The organism is Pseudomonas sp. AA-38, assembly GCF_029457475.1.
Lineage (GTDB): Bacteria > Pseudomonadota > Gammaproteobacteria > Pseudomonadales > Pseudomonadaceae > Aquipseudomonas.
Genome location: NZ_CP120359.1, coordinates 4869253 through 4889009, shown reverse-complemented (window position 1 = coordinate 4889009; position 19757 = coordinate 4869253). Strand labels below are relative to the sequence as shown.

Sequence of the window (19757 nt, the reverse complement as noted above, 5' to 3'; positions counted from 1 at the left end):
CCTGGATTGTCCGACACTGAATGAAGTGTCTTGCCAGGACAACCCCGTCAACCAGCTCTGGATGATCCCGATGTTGAAGCGCATTGCGGTGGCTGATCTACGCCTCGGTATGTATATCCAGGAGTTCTGCGGATCCTGGATGGATCACCCTTTCTGGAAATCCAAGTTCCTCCTCGACTCCGAGAAAGACCTTGCCCGTATTCGTGACAGCGCCATCAGCGAACTGTGGATCGATGTCGGCAAGGGCAGCGACGTTGCCCCTGGGGTGAAGGCTGCCAGCAGGGCCGAGGCCGAATGCGAAGCCCAGGCCCGGCTGCTGGCCGCCATCGAGCCGCCCAAGGTCAAGCCCGTGTCGCTGGATCAGGAGCTGGAGCAAGCGGTGAAGCTGTGCGCGCGCTCCAAGCAGGCGGTGATGGACATGTTCAATGACGCACGCATGGGCCAGGCGCTGCAATTCGAGCAGGCCGAAACCCTGGTGGAGGACATCTCCCAGTCGGTGATGCGCCACCCCAACGCGTTCATCAGCCTGGCCAGGCTCAAGCACGTCAACGAGTACACCTACATGCACTCGGTGGCGGTCTGCGCCTTGATGATCGCCCTGGGCCTGCAGCTCGGCCTGCCGACGGCGGCAGTGCGTGAAGCCGGCCTGGCCGGGTTGCTGCACGATATCGGCAAGATGGCCATGCCGCCCGAACTGCTGGACAAGCCCGGCAAGCTCAGTGACGAAGAGTTCGCCATTATCCGCCGTCATCCAGAAGAGGGCGGCAGCATCCTCATCAAATGCAAGCAGGTCAGTGCGTTGGTGCTGGACGTGTGCCTGCATCACCACGAGAAGGTCGACGGCAGCGGTTACCCCCACCGCCTGCAGAGCGAGCAGATCAGCCTGCTGGCGAAAATGGGCGCGGTGTGTGACGTGTACGATGCCATCACCTCCAATCGGCCGTACAAGCCCGGCTGGGATCCTGCCGAGTCGATCCGCAAGATGGCTGAATGGAAGGGGCACTTCGACGAGGTGGTCTTCCAGGCCTTCGTCAAGACCGTCGGCATCTACCCGGTTGGTGCTCTGGTGCGGCTGCAGAGTGGGCGGTTGGCCGTGGTCATGGAGCAGAATCCCAAGGCGCTGCTGGCACCCAAGGTCAAGGTGTTCTTCTCGGCCAAGTCGCGCCTGCCGTTGGCGCAGACCGTGGTCGACCTGAGCAAGATCGGCGATCAGGACCGCATCGTCGGCCGTGAGTCAGCGGAGGAATGGGGCTTCGAGCGTCTCGACGAGCTGTGGGCGGGGATGGAGCTAAATGGGCGCGGGCGTTAGCAGGCTGTTGAAAAACTACCTCGGCTTTGGCTTCCTGCGTCGCTCTACCTCCTGCATCCCTGCAGTCGTGCGTTGCCATTGCTGCGTTAAAAACAGTCTCGTGCGCGAGTCCGATCAAAATGCTCATTTACAACTCGTAAACCCGAGTGCGGGCCCAGTGCTTTTTTCGCCTGTTTTTGCGGGGCCGCCATCGGTATTGCACTGGCTGCCTCGGCTCGGGCTTCCTGCTTCGCTCTACCTCCTGCATCCATGCAGTCGTCGCCTACGTTTCAACGGCCTGCTAGCAGCATGTTGTAACGCTTCGTACAGGAACATTGCTCAGGCTTGCTCGGTCGGAGTTTCGGTCAATCACCACGAGAGGGCCGAACCTTGAAATACCTTGCGCTTCTGCTGGCCAGCGCCATCAGCCTGCCGGCGCTGGCCGACGAACAACCGGATCTGTACGGTCGCTACGAATTGATCAAGCTGCCTGCCCTGGGCAAGACGCTGAAAGCCAAGATGGACACTGGCGCCATGACGGCATCGCTGTCGGCCAAGGACATCGAATCCTTCAAACGTGACGGCGAGGACTGGGTGCGCTTCCGTCTGGCCGTCGATGGCGCCGATGACACCCTCTACGAACACCCCCTGATCCGCGTTGCCGAGATCAAGAACCGCGCCGAAGAGGGCGATGATGACGCTCAAGAGGCCACCTATTCGCAACGCCCGGTGATCGAAATGCCGATCTGCCTGGGCGAGGAAAAGCGCACCATCGAGGTCAACCTCACTGACCGCAGCACCTTCAGCTATCCGCTGCTGATTGGTGCCAGCGCCATGCGCGACATGGGGGCGGCGGTCAATCCCGCCGAGCGTTACACCCGCGAGCGTCCGCAATGCTGAGTTAATTGTCGCATTCAGAAACAATGCTGATGCTCATTGGCCAGTACACTCGCCGCGAGTGCACCGCCACCATCCTGCTTCCGTAGTCGATGCGTCGCGGGCCTGCTTTTTGCTAAATGCAATCGTCTGCCAGGCCTTCCGGCCCATGATTACAGGGGTGCAAAGATGTCGGGATTGCTCGGGCCGGGTGTCTGGCTGCTGCAGCGTTTCAGTTTTGCTCAGAAATTCCAACTGCTCTTCCTGCTCTTCGTGTTACCGCTTGGTTACGCCCTGTGGGCCGTTACCGGGGGCTACATGGCCGGCATCGACTCGATCGACAAGGAGCTCGAAGGCGCGCGGGCGCTCGAGCGCATGGCCGGGTTGCAGCAGGAGCTGATCGCCCAGCGCACCTTGCTGGCACGTTGGAAGGGCAACGAGCAGGGCGCTGCCGAATCGCTGAAACAACGTGAAGCGCGACTCGACGAAGCCCTGCAAGGGGCGGGCGAGCCCCTGCAGAGTGCGCTGATCAGCGCTGAGGCGCGCCAGCATTTCCAGGCCTTGCAGGGGGAGCGCGAAGGCCTGCGTGCCGACGCTTTGGGCAGGATGGCACTGCCCGATGCCCTGCAGCGTTATCAGAAGGCCCTGCAATATCTGATCGCCCTGCGCGAGCAGGTGGCCACCGACAGCACCCTGATCCTCGATCCTTACCTCGACACCTACCTGATGATGGAGCAGATCACCTACGTGATGCCGCGCCTGCTCGATCAGCTCGGCACCTTTGCCGCACAGGGGCATGGGGCGGTGGTGGCGCAGCATTTCACCCTGCAGAGCCGGGTGTTGATGCGCGATCTGCGGCGCGGCCTGGAGGAACAGCGCGTGCAACTGATCAAGGCGCAGACCACCCTGGCCCGTGAGGCGCCACAAGCCATGCGGCAGTTGAGTGGGCCGTTCGAGGCGTCGCTCAAGGGCTTCGACGATTTCCTCGCGCAGATCGACCGCGATATGTTCGACAACAGCCCGATGACGCTCACGCCGGAGCAGTTCATCCAGCGCGTGGCGAGTCTGGAAAGTCTGTTGCAAGACCTGCAACAGGCGCTCTACCAACAGTTCGCTACCAGCCTTGGGGATTACCGCGACCGTGCACTGGGCGCGATGATCGAAGTGATCAGTGCCTTCAGTGTGCTCACCTTGCTCGCCCTCTACGTGCTGTTGTGCCTGAATGCCTCGATTCGCCAGGGTACCCGCAGCATCATCGAGGCAGCGCGCGGCTTGCGTGACGGCGACTTGCGCGTGAGCATGCAGGTCGCGGGGCGCGATGATCTGGCCGCCATCGCCCAGGCGCTGAACACGGCGGTCGAGCAATTGCGCGAGTCCTTGCAGGGGGTCAACCGTGAGAGTCATCAGCTCGATGGCACCGTGCAGCGGCTCAGCGGCCAGGCCCATGAAGCGCTGGGCGCGGTGGAGCAGCAACAGACGCAGATGAGCCAGATCGCCACCGCCGCCACGCAGATGGCCGCCACCGCGCAGAGCGTGGCGCAGAGCTGCGAGCAGGCCGCCGTAGAGGCTCGGCAGACTCGCGAAGTGGCGCTCAGCGGCAACCAGCGCAGCGAGCGCACCAGCGCCAGCATGCGTCAGCTCAGCACGCGCCTGCGCAGCAGTGCCGAGGCCTTGCAGCAACTGCGCGAGCAGACCCAGCAGATCAACCGCGTGGTGGACGTGATCCAGGGCATCGCCGACCAGACCAACCTGCTCGCGCTCAATGCCGCCATCGAGGCCGCACGTGCCGGCGATGCGGGCCGAGGCTTCGCCGTGGTAGCCGACGAAGTACGCTCGCTGTCGCAACGCACTCAGGATTCGACCCAGGAAATCGTGCAGACCGTCGACGGCTTGCAACGCGTGGTCGCTCAGGCGGTGAGCCTGATGGAGGAGGCCAGCAGCCAGGCCGATGGCGACATCGGCAACGTGTTGGCCATGGGCGAGGAGCTGCAGCGCATCGTCGCCTCGGTGCAGGGCGTCAGCGACCGTCTGGCGCAGATCGCCACCGCCGCCGAGCAGCAAGCGGCCACCGCCGATGAGGTCAGTGGCAATATCCAGCAAGTGGATCAAGCCTCCGGGCAATTGCTCGATGGCGCCCAGACCGTCAGCCAGGCTGCCGAGCAGTTGCGCCGTGGCAGCGACGAATTGACGCGCAACACCGGGCGCTTTCGCCTCGATTGATGCCGCAGCCAGCCTGGCTGTGGCGGGGCAACTCTGCTAAAAACACAGCACACAACAAGGAGCCCCAGCATGAAAACCGTCGCCGAAGTCCTCAGAACCAAGCCCACCGGCCTTCTTTACAGCATCGACGCCGACGACTCCCTGCTCGACGGCCTGCGCATCATGGCGGAAAAGAGCATTGGCGCCCTGGTGGTAATGTCCGCTGGCCGCCTGGTGGGCATCGTCAGCGAGCGTGACTACGTGCGCAAGGTGGCCCTTGCCGAACGCTCCATGCTGAACGCCAAGGTCAGCGAAATCATGACCCGCGACGTGATCAGCGTCGGCCCGCGCGACAGCCTGCAACACTGCATGGAGCTGATGACCGAACGCCGCCTGCGCCACCTGCCGGTGCTGGCCGAAGGCGAACTCATCGGCCTGCTGTCCATCGGTGACCTGGTGAAAGAAACCATCGCCGAACAGGCCGACCTGATCCGCCAGCTCGAACAGTACATCCGCGGCGAGCACTGAGTAGCTGCCCGGGCGCACGATCGGTAGGAGCGGATTTATCCGCGGTAGGGGCTGGCGCCGAGGCGTCGATCACGGCAAACCATCGACGTAGCCCGGATGCAATCCGGGGCCTATGCGCGGGCGCCCTCACGCCCGAACCTTGACGCCCGCAACCGCCCCCGGCAGGCTCCTGCCGTCACCCCCAGGTGCAGGACGCCCGATGCCGCAGATACTCATAGTCGAAGACGAAGCCGCGATTGCCGATACGCTGGTCTATGCCCTGCAGGCCGAAGGCTTCCTCACCCATTGGTCGAGCCTGGGCGGCGAAGCGCTGAGCCTGCTGGAAAACGGCGCCTTCGACCTGGCCATTCTCGACGTCGGTCTGCCGGATATCAGCGGCTTCGAGCTGTGCAAGCGTCTGCGCCGTTTCTCCGAAGTACCGGTGATCTTTCTCACTGCGCGCAGTGAAGAGATCGACCGTGTGGTGGGGCTGGAAATCGGCGCCGACGACTACGTGGTCAAACCCTTCAGCCCGCGCGAGGTGGCGGCACGGGTCAAGGTCATCCTCAAGCGCATCGCCCCGCGTGAGACGCCGCAAGCCACTGCGCCGAGCGCCTTCCAGATCGACGACGCGGCCTTTCGCATCCACTACCACGGCCAGGCGCTGAGCCTGACCCGCCACGAATTTCGCCTGCTGCGCACCTTGCTCGGCCAGCCGCGCCGGGTCTATTCCCGCGAGCAGTTGCTCGATGCCCTTGGTGTGGCCAGCGAAGCCGGCTACGAGCGCAATATCGACAGCCATATCAAGAGCCTGCGCGCCAAGCTGCGCGCCATCGCCCCGAGCGAAGAGCCGATCCAGACCCATCGCGGCCTGGGCTACAGCTTCGAGCCAGAAACCTAGAGAGGCTCTTACCATGCCGCTGGGCGTACGCATCTTCCTCGTCTACTTCCTCTTCGTCGGCCTGGCCGGCTGGTTCGTGCTCAGCACGGTGATGGACGAGATCCGCCCCGGCGTGCGCCAGAGCACCGAGGAAACTCTGGTCGACACCGCCAACCTGCTGGCCGAGATCCTGCGCGATCAGGTCAAGGACGGCACGCTGGGCCAGGGCCGCCTCACCGAGGCGCTGGAAGCCTACGGCCGGCGCCAGCCGCAGGCGACCATCTGGGGCCTGACCAAGGCCGAGGTCAACCACCGCATCTACGTCACCGACGACAAGGGCATCGTCCTGCTCGACTCCACCGGCCTGGCGGTTGGCCAGGACTACTCGCGCTGGAATGACGTGCTGCTGACCCTGCGTGGCCAGTACGGCGCGCGCTCGACCCGGGAAGACCCGAACGACCCGGATTCCTCGGTGATGTACGTGGCGGCGCCGATCAAGGACGGCGAGCGCATCATCGGCGTGGTCTCGGTGGCCAAACCCAACCGCACCCTGCTGCCCTATATCGAACGCTCGCAGAACCGCCTGAGCTGGCTCGGCGCCGGGCTGATCGCCCTTGGCCTGCTGATCGGCGCAGCGCTGTCCTGGTGGCTGAGTGCCGCTCTGGGCAAGCTCACCCGCTACGCCCAGGCGGTCAGCGAGGGCCAACGCGCCGAGGCGCCGAAAGTGCGCGGCGGCGAACTCGCGCAACTGGCCCAGGCGGTCGAGCGCATGCGCACCGAGCTGGAGGGCAAGGCTTACGTCGAGCGCTACGTGCACACCCTGACTCATGAACTGAAAAGCCCACTGGCCGCCATTCGTGGCGCCGCCGAACTGCTCGACGGCGACATGCCGGTCGAGCAGCACCAGCGCTTCGTGGCCAATATCCAGCAGGAAAGCGCGCGTCTGCAGAACCTCATCGAACGCCTGCTGCACCTGGCCCAGGTGGAACAACGCCAGGGCCTGGAAGAGCGCGTGACGGTGCCGCTGGCGCCACTGCTGGACGAACTGCTGCAAGCCCAACAGGCACGTATCACCGCCGCCAACCTGCAGATCGAACAGGCATTACCGCCTGGCCTCAACCTGCGCGGCGAACGCTTCCTGCTGCGCCAGGCCCTGGCCAACCTGCTGGACAACGCCCTGGACTTCACTCCACGCGGCGGACGCATCCGCATCGCCGCCGAACGCCAGAGCGAGCGCATCGAGTTGCGCCTGTTCAACCAGGGCGAAGCCATCCCCGGCTACGCGCTGGGTCGGCTGACCGAACGCTTCTACTCCCTGCCGCGCCCCAACGGTGGCCGCAAGAGCACCGGCCTGGGGCTGAACTTCGTGCAGGAAGTGGCCGAGCTGCATGGCGGCGAACTGCATATCGGCAATGTCGAAGGCGGTGTGGAAGTGCAGCTAACACTCCCCACGTAGGGTGCGCTGCGCGCACCGGCTACCCTGTGGGGCTCTGGCATCCTGCATCCATGCAGTCGTAGCTGCGACGGGGGCTAGACCAGGCATGGTGGACAAGCTTCGCGTTGTCCACCCTACGGCACCATTTCCCCCGTAGAGTGAATGACGCTTTTTCATCCACCGTTGAGAGTGGTGGTCGAGTCTACTTGCTGGCGTTACGTGCGTACCGCTCATATCTCCTGCTTCTGCCAGGTGCTATCGGTGCGCATAGCGCACCCTACACCCATACCCCGTAGACCACGCCGTAGGGTGCGCTATGCGCACCACCGTCACGGCGATCTTGATTTATCTATTAATTCGATTCTTATGTTTGTTATTTTGCGATTTTAAATCAAATTTTTATGGGTAACATGGGCCCCGTAGTCACCTTCCAGCCTTGATCCGGAGCCGAACCATGAAAAAGCAAATCCTCGCCAGCCTCGTTATCGCCACCCTGTCCGCCAGCGCATTCGCCCTGCCGCAGATTGCCGTTCAATCCACTGCTGTCCCTGTGGTAGCCGAAGATGGCTCTGACCGTGTCGGCCCGAACCGAGTAGCCGAAGACGGTGCAGACCGTGTAGGTGCCAACCGTGTAGCTGCAGATGGTGCTGATCGCGTCGGAGCCAATCGCGTAGCCGCAGACGGCGCAGACCGCGTCGGTGTCAACCGCACCGTCTGACCGCCCCGCGACACCTGCTTCGACTGAAGGCGCCCGTTTGGGCGCCTTCGTCGTTTTGGTGAGGGGAGCAACACGTAGGAGGGGTAGAGCAACGCGAAACCCATCATCGGCGGGTTCCCGGGTTTCGCAGTGCTCAACCCAGCCATGGTGGACAAGCTTCGCGTTGTCCACCCTAGGGCACGATTTCCCCCGTAGGGTGGATGACGCTTTTTCATCCACCGTTGGGAGTGGTTATCCGGGTTCGCGCGGGGCCCCGCCTTATGACCGCTGGCAGGCATTCACGGCCGGGCGGCGGGCAGCCCAGGGCTGGGCATCCTCCAGTTGCCGGGCAAGGCTCAGCAGCGTTCGCTCGTCGCCGAAGCGGCCGGCGAAGTGAGAGCCCAGCGGCAGCCCTTCACTTGTCCAGTACAGGGGCACCGACATCGCAGGCTGGCCCGTGGCGTTGAAGATGGCCGTATAGGGTGAATAACCATGGGACAGCTCGATGAAGTCCTGAAGGGAATGGCTGTCGTCTTCGAGTGTCAGCTCACCCAGGCGGGGCGGTGCCCTGTTCAGGGTCGGGGTCAGGATGAGGTCGTAATCCTGGAGGAACGCCGCCATGGTGCGACCGAGGGCGTGCATGTATTCGACCGCCGCGATATAGCGCGTTGCCGACAGTTGGCCGCGCTCGCGCAGGATCACGCGCGTGCGCGGCTCCAGCTCCTCGGGCGCCACCGGAGCACCGCGCAGCTTGCCCAGCATGTCCAGGAAGCTGCGGGTATGGGAGCCGATGATGTCGAAGGTCGCGTCGAGAAATTCGAGCAGGTGCACCGGCAGCGTCGTGCTGGTCACGCTATGCCCGAGCGACTCCAGCAGCGCAGCCGTCCGCTGTACGGCCTGCAAGGCGTCAGGCTGGGTTTGCCAGGGCGCCAGCTCGGCCACCAGGGCAATCTTCAGCGGCTTGGGTGAGTGCTCCAAGGCCTGGGAGAAGGAGGTCGACGGCATCGGCGCGGCATAGGGCGCACCGAGATCCATGCCGGCGGTGGCATCGAGCAGCGCTGCGCTGTCGCCCACCGAGAGCGTGATGGCATGGGCCGTACTCAGGCCGGCCCAGCCTTCACCCACCATCGGCCCTGATGGCAGCAGGCCGCGTGATGGCTTGAAGCCGAACACCCCGCAGCACGAGGCGGGAACGCGCAAGGAGCCACCGCCGTCGTTACCGTGGGCAAAGGGGATGGCGCGTGCCGCGACCAGAGCGGCCGCGCCGCCGCTGGAGCCGCCAGCGCTGTGTTCTACATTCCAGGGGTTGCGTGTCGCCCCGAAGCGTTGAGACTCCGTGGTGTAGGAAACGCCGAACTCGGGTGCGGTGGTGGTGCCAATCAGTTGGCAGCCTGCTGCCCTGAGCCGGGCAACGACTTCGCAGTCACTGTCTGCGCGAAACTCGCCCAGGGCTCTGGAACCGTTGGTCATCCGGGCGCCGGCCATCGGGGAGAACATGTCCTTTACCAGGGTCGGCACGCCGGCCAGCGGGCCTTGGAATGGCTGGCCATTGGTGGTGCGTTCACGGGCCTGGTCATACAGGCGCTCGGCTACCGCTGCCAGGTGTGGCTCCACCTGTTCGACACGGCTGATGGCGGCTTCGAGCAGCTCGCCGGGGTGCACTTCACCCTTTTTGACCAGTGCAGCCAGACCGCGACCATCGAGCGTATCGAACAGGTTTTGAATGTCTTTCATGAAACTTCCCTCGGTTGAAGAGCAGACTCGGCACTTAAAAACTGATACCCGTGCGCAAGGCCAGGGTGTAACCCTCGGTGCGGTTGTGAGAATCGAATTCCTTGTAGGCGTGTAACCAGATCGGCGGTAAACCGGAGTCTGGTTTGAAGTAACTCAGGGCCGGGCCAATGGCGAAAGTCCTGGCGCGGTTGCCATTGGTCAGCCCCGGCGCGTCATCGTCGGTTAATTGCCGGTAGTGGTAGCCACCGATGCCAAGTGTCCAATTGCCAAGGTGTTGGCCGACGGCAAATTCATGGCGGTATTCGATGCCGCTGCGGTAATCCGTAGCCGAGTTGCGGGCATTGATGTCCAGTTGGAAACTGGATGAAAGTTCAAGGCCGCTCGACGTGATGTAGGTGAAGTTCAACACTGGCGAGAGCGTCCAGTGATTGGTGCCAGGGCTCACCAGGCGATCCTTGTCATAATCCCCAGTGGGCATTTGCACCACCAGTTGTGTGTTGATGCCCAGATTGGGTCTGGGCCGCCACTCCAGTATCAGCGGCGCCACTTGCAGATCCGCCGGGCGAAAGACCTCGGCACTGTCACTGAATACGCGCTGCCCACCTATATTGACGCCCAGGTCGGCGTCCATCTTGAAAAACACCGGCACGATGGCGAAGCCGTAACGGGCACCCAGCCACTCTTGCTGTGTCATGCGGATATACGCCAGGCCAATGGCCGTGACATCGATAGCGAAATCATTCGGGCTGTCATTGCCGTCGTCATCCTTCAAGGCATGCGCGCGATAATGGCTGACGCGCATGCCAAGGGTGCCGTTGGGCGTCGAGGGCGGCATGAAGCCTGCGCCGAAGTCGAGCACGCCCGCAGCCGTCGTCGGGGCACCATTCTCGGTGGCGTATAACGCAGGGGATAACAGGGCAAGGCTCAAACCTATTATCGAAGGCGCGGCAAACCATCGTCTGTATGACATCGTATATTCCTTGTTCTTATTGTTGGGCGCGTACGAGCCTGTGCACGGGCAATGACCCATGTCGAGGCGGATAGTTATGAAGGGTGCGCGGGCGCGTTATTAACAGTGTTTGTCGATGGGGATAAGTTGGGCGATCTGTGCTTTGCGACTGATACCCAGTTTGTCGTAGACCTTGCGTAAATGATGGCGAACGGTACAAGGCGAAACACCAACGCTACGGGCAACTTCCTTGTAGGTCTGTCCGGCGGCGAAGCCTTTCGCGACCTCCAGTTCGCGCGTGCTGAGCCGCTCTATGCTGCTGCGGCGGCGCGCCCTCAGCAGCACGAGGTCACCTATCGGCTGTGGCTCGATATGGATGCAATGGCCGACGTAGGCCCGTTGCGGGATGTATGGCGCAGGCAGGCGGTTACCTTGCTGATCAGGCCATTCTGCCGCCAGCATCGACACGAAGTTCGGCTCCATCGACATCAACACGCCGTAGCGGTCGCACACGGCCAGGGCCGTTTCGTCATACGCGCCGCCACTGTCACGCAGGGTTGCCAGCGTGCGCAGATAACTTTCCTGTTCGGCGGCGATCAGGTGGGGCATGAGCAGCTCGAGAAGATGCTGCTCGGTCGCCGTGAAAGGCGGGCGGTCGGGTGAGCGAAACAGGGTCAGATGCACGCCCAGTTGCGTCTGCGCCTCGGTGATGGCGATAGCCAGTGCATGAGCGAGATCGTATTGGCGGCCCAGTTGCGCCAGGCCGGGATGGGCGTCAGGGGCCGTGCAGTGGATGACCTGGCAAGTGCCTTGGCGCTGGTGCATCTCACCGAGGCTGGCATCGTTCTTCTTGAGCAGCTCCCAGTCACTGGCATAGCGGGTGGGCAGCCCGAGCAGGAAGGAACTGTGCTCGACTGGCAGGTTCTCCCGCCAGGCCGCTCGGCCCCACCAGGCCTTGTCGAAGGCGATCAGCGAGCCCAGCAGTTGCAGTGCCTGCTGATGGAAGGTCGAGATCGAAGCGCCGCGAACCTTGGTGTGCAGCTCCAGGATGGCCAGGCTGAATGCCGTGAATACCTGGCTGGAGAGCCCGTCCACAGGCGCAGTAGCGGTTGCCATGCTATCCCCCTTGTTATTTTTCTGGGTAGAAAGCGCGCAGGCTTCAAATTGCGCGGAAGTCAGGGGTCGAGTCTACGCAATTCTCGCGTGCCGGCTATCGTTCAAATGGACGATAGGTACTCAGGCTTCGTTGCCGGCAAGTGTCGCCGCCCATCATCCGTTTCGCAGTGCTCGACCCAGTCAGGGTGGACAAGCTTCGCGTTGTCCACCCTACGCCAGGATTTCCGGCGTGGCTGGATGATGCTTTTTTCATCCACCGTTGGCAGAGGTTGTCCGGACTATTTGCTGACCGAACGCTTCTACTCCCTGCCGCGCCCCAATGGCGGCCACAAAAGCACCGGCCTGGGCCTGAATTTCGTGCAGGAAAAGGCGGCGTGGAAGTGCGGCTGACACTCCCCACGTAGGGTGCGCTGTGCGCACCGGTGCCTCGTGAGAGAGGCCTCAGCTACGAGGGGCGCCGGGCTCGCGTAGGATGGGTAGAGCAACGCGAAACCCATCGTCTGTGGATTCCTGGGTTGCGCGGTGCTCTACCCAGGCTACTTGCTGCGACGAGGGCGGAATTTATATGGAGGAATCCGACGGGTCATAGCTGAGTAAGCTAGTTAGTGCTTTTTTAAATTCTCTAGGGCGGGCCTTTATTAGATACTGGGCTCCGATGGTATTGCATCTGCTTAAAATTTCTTCATTGTCATGTACAGAGTAAACAATTACTTGTCGGCCTCTCATGCCAATTGTGCGAGCGTGCTCTGCCGCAAAAAGACCTCTATATTGAGAGTGAAGGCTTCCTTTCGCATTTATTTTGTTTAAAGTTTCAGGGGTGGCGGGAACGTTCAAATCAAAAATTGCTGCTCGGTATGACGAGCGATTTAGTGCATCTATGGCATGGTCAACATTCGGCACGATTTCAACTCTGTAGCCTTGCGCCTCAATGTACTCGGTTAGCCAGTCTAATACGTGAGGCTCGTCATCCATTATGAGTACTGTTTCTTCTGTCTTGCTCACGTTAAGATCTCTCCGAAATAAAACCGCCAGGAATCCTGATTTCAAATTTTGCTGTCTTTCTAATTGCGGCGTATGATGCGGAAATTTTGCCTTTGAATAATTTTTCAATGATAAGCTTGCATATGTGCAGTCCTAGTCCTGAACCAGATGACGTTGCCGTTTCTGCGTTTTTTCCGCGAACTCCAAGCGCAAAAATATCTTCTTCCGCATCAAAAGGAGTGCTTGCTCCTTCCATTTCAATGATAAGGTCTCCTGTCTTCTTTTGTATCCAGTGTCGAATTTCTATGGTAGCGCCATTGGTGCCGTATTTTACGAAATTATCAAAAATATTCATGAATACTTGGCGCATTAAATCTGGGTCGCCTTTTACGGAGTTTTGCGTTTGGCGCTCTTTTACCTCAAAGGTAAGTCCTTTGCTTTTTCCTTGTTCTTGGAAAAACATGGCGGCCTCAATTAGGTTTTGAGGTATGACGGTTGTTTTTATGAGGCTTCTCTTCTCTGAGCTGATTTCTCCGCCGTACTCGGCAAAAAAAGCTAGATTTCTTATTAGTGATACTGTGTATTCTAGCTGCGCTCTTGCGCTTCTTAGTCGTTGGTCTCTGCGTTCTGGAGAGATTGTTCCATCAATTATGTTGTCGAGGGTGCCAATTACTCCGCCTATCGGGTTAATTGCTTGGTGCGTGATGTTGGCTATTAAGTGCATGGTTGCATCTGTTTTTACGTTATTCATGCTGGCGCACTCTGATAGTTAGCTTATGGTTTGACTGTGTTATTTCAAGGTTGGATAGTAGTGCGATTTGCTGCAGGTCGCTGAAGACATTTTCTGGGAATTCCTTGCTTATCAAAAAGTGTATGTTGGGTTTGTCGTAGAGCGTTTTTATTTGTTCGGTCTTTAGGAAGTCTTTGATATATGTTGCTATTGCTCTGGTCGCATATCTATCTGCGCCGCTTGACTCTAACGTTTCCGAATTTTCAAGCCAGTCAAATCCGTCGTGTGAGCTCCTGAATGATGCAGTTAAGAACTGTCCTTTTGATTCAAACTCAGAGACTCGAGCGGAGATTAATTCAGCGAGGGCATATAGAACTTCATGCTTGCTGGAGTTGGGCGTATTGAAGACTTCTGCAGAGTGCGCGGAAATTGAATATTTGAGCAGTAGATTTATAGAGGGTAGTAGCGCGCTCCCTAGTTCCTTTCGTGGGTCGGCGGCTAATCCGAATTTGATAGAGATTAATGGGAATGACTTTAGCTTGTTGGTGATGTCAAAACCATTCCAGAAGCGAATCGTGAGATGTTTGTTTCTAGTGTTCCATTTATTTACTTCGTCTATGGCCTGTGGGGAAAGGGATGAGGAGACTGCAAATAACAGTACATCTGCGCCGTTAGGGAAAGTCTGAAGAAGACCTCCCGTTTCTGGTGAAATAGGCCAATCCCGTTGCCCGAGTTTCTCAATGAAGCAAATGACTTTCGCCGACGCCGAATACGCCGGTAAACGTAAGCAGACCCGCAAGGAGCTGTTCCTGATCGAGATGGATCAGGTTGTGCCCTGGAAGGGGTTGGTGGCACTGATCGAGCCGCATTATCCCAAAGGTGAAGGCGGTCGGCCGGCCTACCCGTTGATGGCTATGCTGCGGGTACACCTGATGCAGAACTGGTTCGGCTACAGCGATCCTGCAATGGAAGAGGCCCTGTATGAAACGACCATTCTGCGCCAATTCGCAGGCTTGAGCCTGGAGCGTATCCCGGACGAAACGACCATCCTCAATTTCCGTCGACTGCTGGAGAAGCATGACCTGGCTGTCGGCATTCTCGGTGTCATCAATGGCTACCTGGGCGACCGTGGCCTGTCCTTGCGTCAAGGCACCATCGTCGATGCCACGCTGATTCATGCACCCAGTTCGACCAAGAACAAGGAAGGCAAACGCGATCCCGACATGCACCAGACCAAGAAAGGCAACCAGTACTACTTCGGTGCCAAGGCACATATCGGGGTCGATGTGGAGTCGGGGTTGGTGCACCACGTCCATGTCACAGCCGCCAATGTTGCGGACGTCACCCAGGTGGACAAGCTGCTGCATGGCGAAGAGAACATGGTGGCGGCTGACGCCGGTTATACGGGCGTCGAGAAGCGCGAGGAGCATGAGGGGCGCCAGGTCATCTGGCAGATCGCGGCTCGGCGCAGCACGTACGAAAAGCACGGCAAGAAAAGTGCACTGTACAAGGCATACCGCAGCCTCGAGAAAGCCAAAGCGCAGACCCGCTCGAAGGTTGAGCACCCGTTCCGGGTGATCAAACGCCAGTTTGGTTACACCAAGGTGCGGTTTCGTGGCTTGGCGAAGAACACCGTCCAGATGGTGACGTTATTCGCTCTGTCGAACCTGTGGATGGCACGCCGATATTTGTTGGTGGGTGCAGGAGAGGTGCGTCTGTAATGTGGAAAATGGCCTCCGCAGGTTGATTGCGGAGGTCAGAAACGGAGAAACAAGCGGGTTATCTGAGCATTTTCGATCAGATGGACTCTTTCAAAATCGGCAGTGGCCGAAGTCGGCCAGAAATAGCGGCCTATTTCAGACCTTCCTTAGATTCAGCAAAGCTTATTTTTTCCCATACCATTGGCCATCCCACTGCGGATGCATATTGCTTGCATTCTATATACCATGCTTGGGTGTTTGTATAGCCGGAGAGATCTTGCATGTGCCATTCGCCTTGTATGTCGCGCCCTCCATCTCTTCCTGGTGTCCTCCATATAGTGTTTTTTAGTCCGAGCGACTGAAGTAGGTCGAAAATTAAATTTTCAAAATCTGTAGGGCTAAGATTGCTAATAGGAATAGTCATTGCTGGTTGTTTTCTGCAGCATGAATTTGGATGGGTAATTAATTATGTATAGCCCGTAATTGGCTATTGGGGATAACTTTCCTTGTCAATTTTTTGCTTCCTTCTCTCTAGTAGGCTACTGCCTGATTGTGGGGCGCTTCACAGTTTATACACCATGTCGGATAACCGCTGGCAAGTCGTATTCAGTCGTGGCGTGCTGACGCTCCTGATCCGTCTCCGTATGGCTTCGCTCCACCCAGGCAACGGCTCTCATGCGGCAATGATCGCTGATAAGTCCGCTCCTACAGGTCGGGTTGCGGTTCGGGGGTGGGTGTCTTGTGCGGCAAACGCAGTAGCTCCACCTGCCACCAGGTTGGCAGCAGGCGGCGGACTTCGGGGCGGGCGAAGCGGTCGTCGATCAGGTAGAGCACGCCCTGATCCTCTGGCGTGCGGATGACCCGGCCAGCGGCCTGCACCACTTTCTGCAAACCGGGGTAGAGGTAGGTGTAGTCGTAGCCATTGCCGAACAGGGTGTCCATGCGTTGGCGGATTTCTTCGTTGATGGGGTTGAGCTGGGCCAGGCCGAGGGTGGCGACGAAGGCGCCGATCAGGCGTTCGCCGGGTAGATCCACTCCCTCGCCAAACACGCCGCCGAGCACGGCGAAGCCGATGCCGCGCCCGCCGATCTGGAAGCGCTCGATAAAGCCCTGGCGCGCCGCTTCGTCCATCTGCCGTGACTGCGTCCATACCGGAATCTGCGGGTGGTCGCGGCGCAGCTCCTGCAGCACCTGTTCCAGATACTGGTAGCTGCTGAAGAAGGCCAGGTAGTTGCCGGGACGTTCGGCGTATTGGCGTGCCATCAACTGGCAGATCGGCGCCAGCGAGGCTTCGCGGTGCTGGTAGCGGGTGGAGAGGTTGCGCACCACCTGCACGTGCAGTTGTTCGGCGCTGAAGGGGGAGGCAACGTCCAGGCACTGGGTCTCTTCCGGCAGGCCGAGCAGGTCGAGGTAGTAGTGACTGGGGCTGAGGGTGGCGGAGAACAGCGTGGCGCTGTGGGCGTCCTCGAAGCGCGGGCCAAGGAAGGGCGCCGGGAGGATGTTGCGGATGCACAGGGTCGAGTAGCTGCGCCCGTTGCCGGCCTCGACGCGGCTGATGTCGAACAGCGAGTGCGGGCCGAAGCTTTCCGCCAGGCGGCAGAACAGCATGGCGTCCAGATAGAAGCTGAGCAGCTCGCCGGCATTGCCTTCGGGCTGGTCGGTGAGCAGGTCGGTGATGGCGCTAACGGCTTTGCCCAGGGCGGCCAGCAGCAAGTCCGGCGCCAGCGGGTAGACCTGGTAGGGCACCTCTTGTTCGCGGTGCAGTTGATCCCAGTGGCGGTCGACCCGCTCCAGCACGCTCTTCAGGCGCTTCGGCGCGTCGCGGCACATGGCCTTGAAGCGCGCCTGATCCAGCTCGGCGCTGTACATGCCGCGTCCGCGCTCCACCAGATTGTGCGCCTCGTCCACCAGCAGGCAGACGCGCCATTGGTTGATCAGGGTGAGGCTGTGCAGCAGGGCGCCGAGGTCGAAGTAGTAGTTGTAGTCGCACACCACCACGTCGCTCCAGCGGCACAGCTCCTGGCTCAGGTAGTAGGGGCATACGCCGTGGGCGATGGCGATATTGCGCACCGCCTGCTGATCCAGCCAGCGTTCCTTGAGTGCCGCGCTACGCGCCGCCGGCAGGCGATCGTAGAAGCCCTTGGCCAACGGGCAGGAGTCGCCATGGCAGGCTTTGCTCGGGTGTTCGCAGGCCTTGTCGCGGGCGACGTGTTCCAGCACGCGCAGCGGTGTATCCGGCTCGCGCAGGCGTTGCAGGGCATCCAGTGCCAGGCGCCGGCCCGGCGTCTTGGCGCTCAAGAAGAACAGGCGGTCGAGTTGCTGGCCGGGCATGGCCTTGAGCTGTGGGAACAGGGTGCCAAGAGTCTTGCCAATGCCGGTGGTGGCCTGCGCCAGCAGGTAGTGGCCGTCGCGGGCGGCGCGGTACACGGCCTCGGCCAGTTGCCGTTGGCCATGGCGAAATTCGCCGTAGGGGAAGCTCAAGCTCTCCAGCGCCTGGTTGCGTGCCTGCTGGTGCGCCTGTTCCTGCCGCGCCCAGTCGATATAGCGGCGGCAATGCAGGGCGAAGAACTCACCCAGCGAGGCTGCGCTATGGCGTTCGCGGAATACCGTTTCCTGCTGGGTGATGACGTTGAAGTACACCACTGCCAGATCCAGTTCCTCCAACCCCAGCTCCTGGCACAGCAGCCAGCCGTACACCTTGACCTGCGCCCAGTGCAGCAGGCGGTGGTTGGCGGGGATGCGCGAGATGTCGCCGCGATGGGTCTTGATCTCTTCCAGCAGGCGAAACTCGGGGTCGAAGCCATCGGCGCGGCCGCTGACCGTAAGCTCCTCGAACTGGCCGATCAGCGGCAGTTCGGAAACGTAATCCGGGCCGCGCCGGGCCACCACCGTGGCGTGCCCGGCCATGCCCTCCTGCGCGGTGGGCGAGGGGGTGAAGCGCAGGTCGAGGTCACCTTCCTTGGCGGTGAACTCGCACAGCTCGCGCACGGCGACGCGCAGGTTCAATCGCTCCACTCCACGTAGCAGACGCTGACCGGCATGTCGTGCTCGGCGCAGAAGGCCAACCAGCGTTTCTGGTTGTCCTGCAGGCGGTCGCCGGGGCCTTTCACTTCGATCATCCGGTAGCGACCTTCGCTGGGCCAGAACTGGATCAGGTCGGGCATGCCGGCGCGGTTCTCGCGGATGTCCGCGAGCAGGCGGCGGAACCAGGCACTCAGGTGCGCGGGCGGCAGGCAGATCAGGGCCTGTTCCAGGCGCTCGGCATCGAGCAGTTCCCAGAACACGAAGGGCGATTGGGTGCCGAATTTCTCGGCGTGGGTGCGGCGCATGGCGTCGATGTAGCTGCCATCGTCCAGGCGTGCCAGGCAGGCGGCGAACAGCTCGCTGCGCCGGGCATGGAAGTCGGCGCGGTGCAGATCCACCGGGCCGATGTGGAAGGGGTGGAAGAAGGCGCCGGGCAGCGGGGCGAAGATCGCCTCCCAGCAGAGCAGGCCGAACAACCCACAGATCAGTGTGTTTTCCACGTAATGCACCGGCGCATCCGGTTCGGCCAGGTGCATGGCCACGGCCAGCTCGACGCTGGCGGCGCGCGGCAGGCGCAGGTCGAGGCGATCCTCGATCAGCTTCGCCGCCTTGGTCGTTGGGGCCAGACCGAGGCGTTTGCGCAGGCGCGTGCGTGCGCGTTCGGCCAGTTGCGTTTCTTCGGCATTGTGCGGCGCCGCGATCACCTGTTCGGCGAGGGTCAGCGCTTCTGCATCCTGGCCCAGGCGTTCCAGCACGCGGATCTGCCGTTGTCGCGAGCCCACTGCGCGGGTGTCGCGGTACAGCGCCAGCGCCGAGTCCAGCTCGCCTGCACGCTCCAGATGCTGCGCCAGTTGCAGCAGCAGGCGCTGGTGACGCTCACCGATATGCGTGCTGTCGCTGCTGAAATCACCGAGCTGCTGCAGCACCTCGGTAACCGCCATGCCGGCCTCGAAGGCCTCGCGACAGGCGCGCAGGTGCAGGTAGTCGTCCACGTCCTGGCGGTGGCGAAAGCCGCGCGAGCCCGGCGTGATCGGCACTTGCTCGTAGCGGAATATCCCCAGGTCGGCCAGCACGAACTCCGACCAGTCCTGTGCCAGGTTGCCGAAGAACATCAGGCGCAAGCGGTCGCACAGCGGGCCTATGGCCAGGCTCAGCAGGCACTCGTGCAGATGCGGGCACCAGTCAGCCAGGCTGCGGGGTTCGCTGTGCAGCTCGCGCAGGTGGTCGAGCGCTTCGCTCTTTTTCAGGTTGCTGCGCGGCAGGTCGTTGGCGAAATGCGTGGCCAGCTCGTCCTTGAGCAGCAGGGCGCCCAGCTCGTCGAAGCTCAGCGCGGCACAGTCGATCAGCCAGCCCAGTTCCAGCAATGGCGCTGCCGCAGTCGGGATATCGCCGATCTCGGCATAGCGCAGCTTGCTCACGCGAAAGTGCACGCCCTTGCGCATCACCAGGCGCACCAGCAGCGCCTGGGCGGGCAGGGGGAGCTGGGGGAAATCCGCGAGGAAGGCGCGCTCGGCGTCGTCCATCAGGTCGCGGTGATGGGCGTCGAGCCAGGCGAGGGCCTTGCGGAAGTTGGCCAGGTAATAGAGTTCGGGGGCGTCGAGGGCGAGCATGGGGCGGAATGTTACTGGTTTTTTATACAGA

Annotated in this window: 16 protein-coding genes; 9 read left to right on the top strand and 7 right to left on the bottom strand. The window is 61.1% G+C overall.

The genetic code is table 11. The features are described 5' to 3' along the window. The first annotated feature begins 70 nt into the window (after positions 1-70). From PVE35_RS22425 to PVE35_RS22395, 7 genes are all read left to right on the top strand, one after another. Positions 71-1309, top strand: a complete 1239-nt coding sequence (locus PVE35_RS22425; protein WP_268179288.1) for an HD-GYP domain-containing protein — start codon at positions 71-73, stop codon at positions 1307-1309. 369 nt (positions 1310-1678) lie between these two features. Continuing rightward, a complete protein-coding gene (locus tag PVE35_RS22420; protein WP_268179287.1) occupies positions 1679-2188 on the top strand; it encodes an ATP-dependent zinc protease in 510 nt (169 codons plus the stop codon). Positions 2189-2353: 165 nt separating this feature from the next. Beyond that, a complete protein-coding gene (locus PVE35_RS22415; protein WP_277373030.1) occupies positions 2354-4384 on the top strand; it encodes a methyl-accepting chemotaxis protein in 2031 nt (676 codons plus the stop codon). Positions 4385-4453: 69 nt separating this feature from the next. Further along, a complete protein-coding gene (locus tag PVE35_RS22410) occupies positions 4454-4891 on the top strand; it encodes a CBS domain-containing protein (protein ID WP_268179285.1) in 438 nt (145 codons plus the stop codon). Between the two features lie 199 nt (positions 4892-5090). Further along, on the top strand, positions 5091-5771 hold the full coding sequence (creB, locus tag PVE35_RS22405) for a two-component system response regulator CreB (protein WP_277373029.1): 681 nt from the start codon (positions 5091-5093) through the stop codon (positions 5769-5771). 13 nt (positions 5772-5784) lie between these two features. Continuing rightward, positions 5785-7206, top strand: a complete 1422-nt coding sequence (creC, locus tag PVE35_RS22400) for a two-component system sensor histidine kinase CreC (protein ID WP_268179283.1) — start codon at positions 5785-5787, stop codon at positions 7204-7206. Positions 7207-7639: 433 nt separating this feature from the next. Next, entirely contained in the window at positions 7640-7903 is a 264-nt protein-coding gene (locus PVE35_RS22395; RefSeq protein ID WP_277373028.1) for a hypothetical protein, read from the top strand. Between the two features lie 258 nt (positions 7904-8161). On the opposite strand, the gene PVE35_RS22390 is transcribed toward PVE35_RS22395, so the two are convergent. The 3 genes from PVE35_RS22390 to PVE35_RS22380 form a co-directional block, all read right to left on the bottom strand. Continuing rightward, positions 8162-9616 (bottom strand): amidase, encoded by a 1455-nt coding sequence (locus tag PVE35_RS22390; RefSeq protein ID WP_268179281.1) that lies wholly within the window; start codon positions 9614-9616, stop codon positions 8162-8164. Between the two features lie 34 nt (positions 9617-9650). Continuing rightward, positions 9651-10586 carry a transporter gene (locus tag PVE35_RS22385; protein WP_277373027.1) on the bottom strand — a complete coding sequence of 312 codons (936 nt, stop codon included), beginning with the start codon at positions 10584-10586 and terminating at the stop codon, positions 9651-9653. A 99-nt stretch (positions 10587-10685) separates the two neighbouring features. Next, positions 10686-11681 carry a helix-turn-helix transcriptional regulator gene (locus PVE35_RS22380; RefSeq protein WP_277373026.1) on the bottom strand — a complete coding sequence of 332 codons (996 nt, stop codon included), beginning with the start codon at positions 11679-11681 and terminating at the stop codon, positions 10686-10688. A gap of 201 nt (positions 11682-11882) precedes the next feature. Here PVE35_RS22380 and PVE35_RS22375 point away from each other — a divergent pair, with 201 nt between their 5' ends. Beyond that, positions 11883-12071, top strand: coding sequence for a hypothetical protein (locus PVE35_RS22375; RefSeq protein WP_277374943.1), 189 nt, complete (start codon positions 11883-11885; stop codon positions 12069-12071). Between the two features lie 171 nt (positions 12072-12242). Here PVE35_RS22375 and PVE35_RS22370 read toward each other — a convergent pair whose 3' ends face one another. Together PVE35_RS22370 and PVE35_RS22365 are read right to left on the bottom strand one after the other, a co-directional pair. Further along, entirely contained in the window at positions 12243-12683 is a 441-nt protein-coding gene (locus PVE35_RS22370) for a response regulator (protein ID WP_277373025.1), read from the bottom strand. Position 12684: 1 nt separating this feature from the next. Further along, positions 12685-13413 (bottom strand): ATP-binding protein, encoded by a 729-nt coding sequence (locus PVE35_RS22365; protein ID WP_277373024.1) that lies wholly within the window; start codon positions 13411-13413, stop codon positions 12685-12687. A 719-nt stretch (positions 13414-14132) separates the two neighbouring features. On the opposite strand from PVE35_RS22365, the gene PVE35_RS22360 reads away from it, so the two are divergent. Continuing rightward, a complete protein-coding gene (locus tag PVE35_RS22360; RefSeq protein ID WP_277372100.1) occupies positions 14133-15113 on the top strand; it encodes an IS5 family transposase in 981 nt (326 codons plus the stop codon). 684 nt (positions 15114-15797) lie between these two features. Here the strand turns inward: PVE35_RS22360 and PVE35_RS22355 are convergent. Both PVE35_RS22355 and PVE35_RS22350 read right to left on the bottom strand, forming a co-directional pair. After that, complete coding sequence (locus tag PVE35_RS22355; RefSeq protein ID WP_277373023.1) at positions 15798-18098, bottom strand: ATP-dependent DNA helicase; 2301 nt, start codon at positions 18096-18098, stop codon at positions 15798-15800. Next, positions 18095-19726, bottom strand: a complete 1632-nt coding sequence (locus tag PVE35_RS22350; RefSeq protein ID WP_277373022.1) for a VRR-NUC domain-containing protein — start codon at positions 19724-19726, stop codon at positions 18095-18097. Before PVE35_RS22350 ends, PVE35_RS22355 begins: the two co-directional genes overlap by 4 nt. Between the last annotated feature and the right edge of the window lie 31 nt (positions 19727-19757).

Excerpts from the sequence above, each read along its gene's own strand:
- PVE35_RS22415 (WP_277373030.1), top strand. The coding sequence starts at position 2,354 with ATGTCGGGATTGCTCGGGCCGGGTGTCTGGCTGCTGCAGCGTTTCAGT.
- PVE35_RS22425 (WP_268179288.1), top strand. The coding sequence starts at position 71 with ATGTTGAAGCGCATTGCGGTGGCTGATCTACGCCTCGGTATGTATATC.
- creC (WP_268179283.1), top strand. The coding sequence starts at position 5,785 with ATGCCGCTGGGCGTACGCATCTTCCTCGTCTACTTCCTCTTCGTCGGC.
- PVE35_RS22395 (WP_277373028.1), top strand. The coding sequence starts at position 7,640 with ATGAAAAAGCAAATCCTCGCCAGCCTCGTTATCGCCACCCTGTCCGCC.
- creB (WP_277373029.1), top strand. The coding sequence starts at position 5,091 with ATGCCGCAGATACTCATAGTCGAAGACGAAGCCGCGATTGCCGATACG.
- PVE35_RS22385 (WP_277373027.1), bottom strand. The coding sequence starts at position 10,586 with ATGTCATACAGACGATGGTTTGCCGCGCCTTCGATAATAGGTTTGAGC.
- PVE35_RS22410 (WP_268179285.1), top strand. The coding sequence starts at position 4,454 with ATGAAAACCGTCGCCGAAGTCCTCAGAACCAAGCCCACCGGCCTTCTT.
- PVE35_RS22350 (WP_277373022.1), bottom strand. The coding sequence starts at position 19,726 with ATGCTCGCCCTCGACGCCCCCGAACTCTATTACCTGGCCAACTTCCGC.
- PVE35_RS22360 (WP_277372100.1), top strand. The coding sequence starts at position 14,133 with ATGAAGCAAATGACTTTCGCCGACGCCGAATACGCCGGTAAACGTAAG.
- PVE35_RS22365 (WP_277373024.1), bottom strand. The coding sequence starts at position 13,413 with ATGAATAACGTAAAAACAGATGCAACCATGCACTTAATAGCCAACATC.
- PVE35_RS22380 (WP_277373026.1), bottom strand. The coding sequence starts at position 11,681 with ATGGCAACCGCTACTGCGCCTGTGGACGGGCTCTCCAGCCAGGTATTC.
- PVE35_RS22390 (WP_268179281.1), bottom strand. The coding sequence starts at position 9,616 with ATGAAAGACATTCAAAACCTGTTCGATACGCTCGATGGTCGCGGTCTG.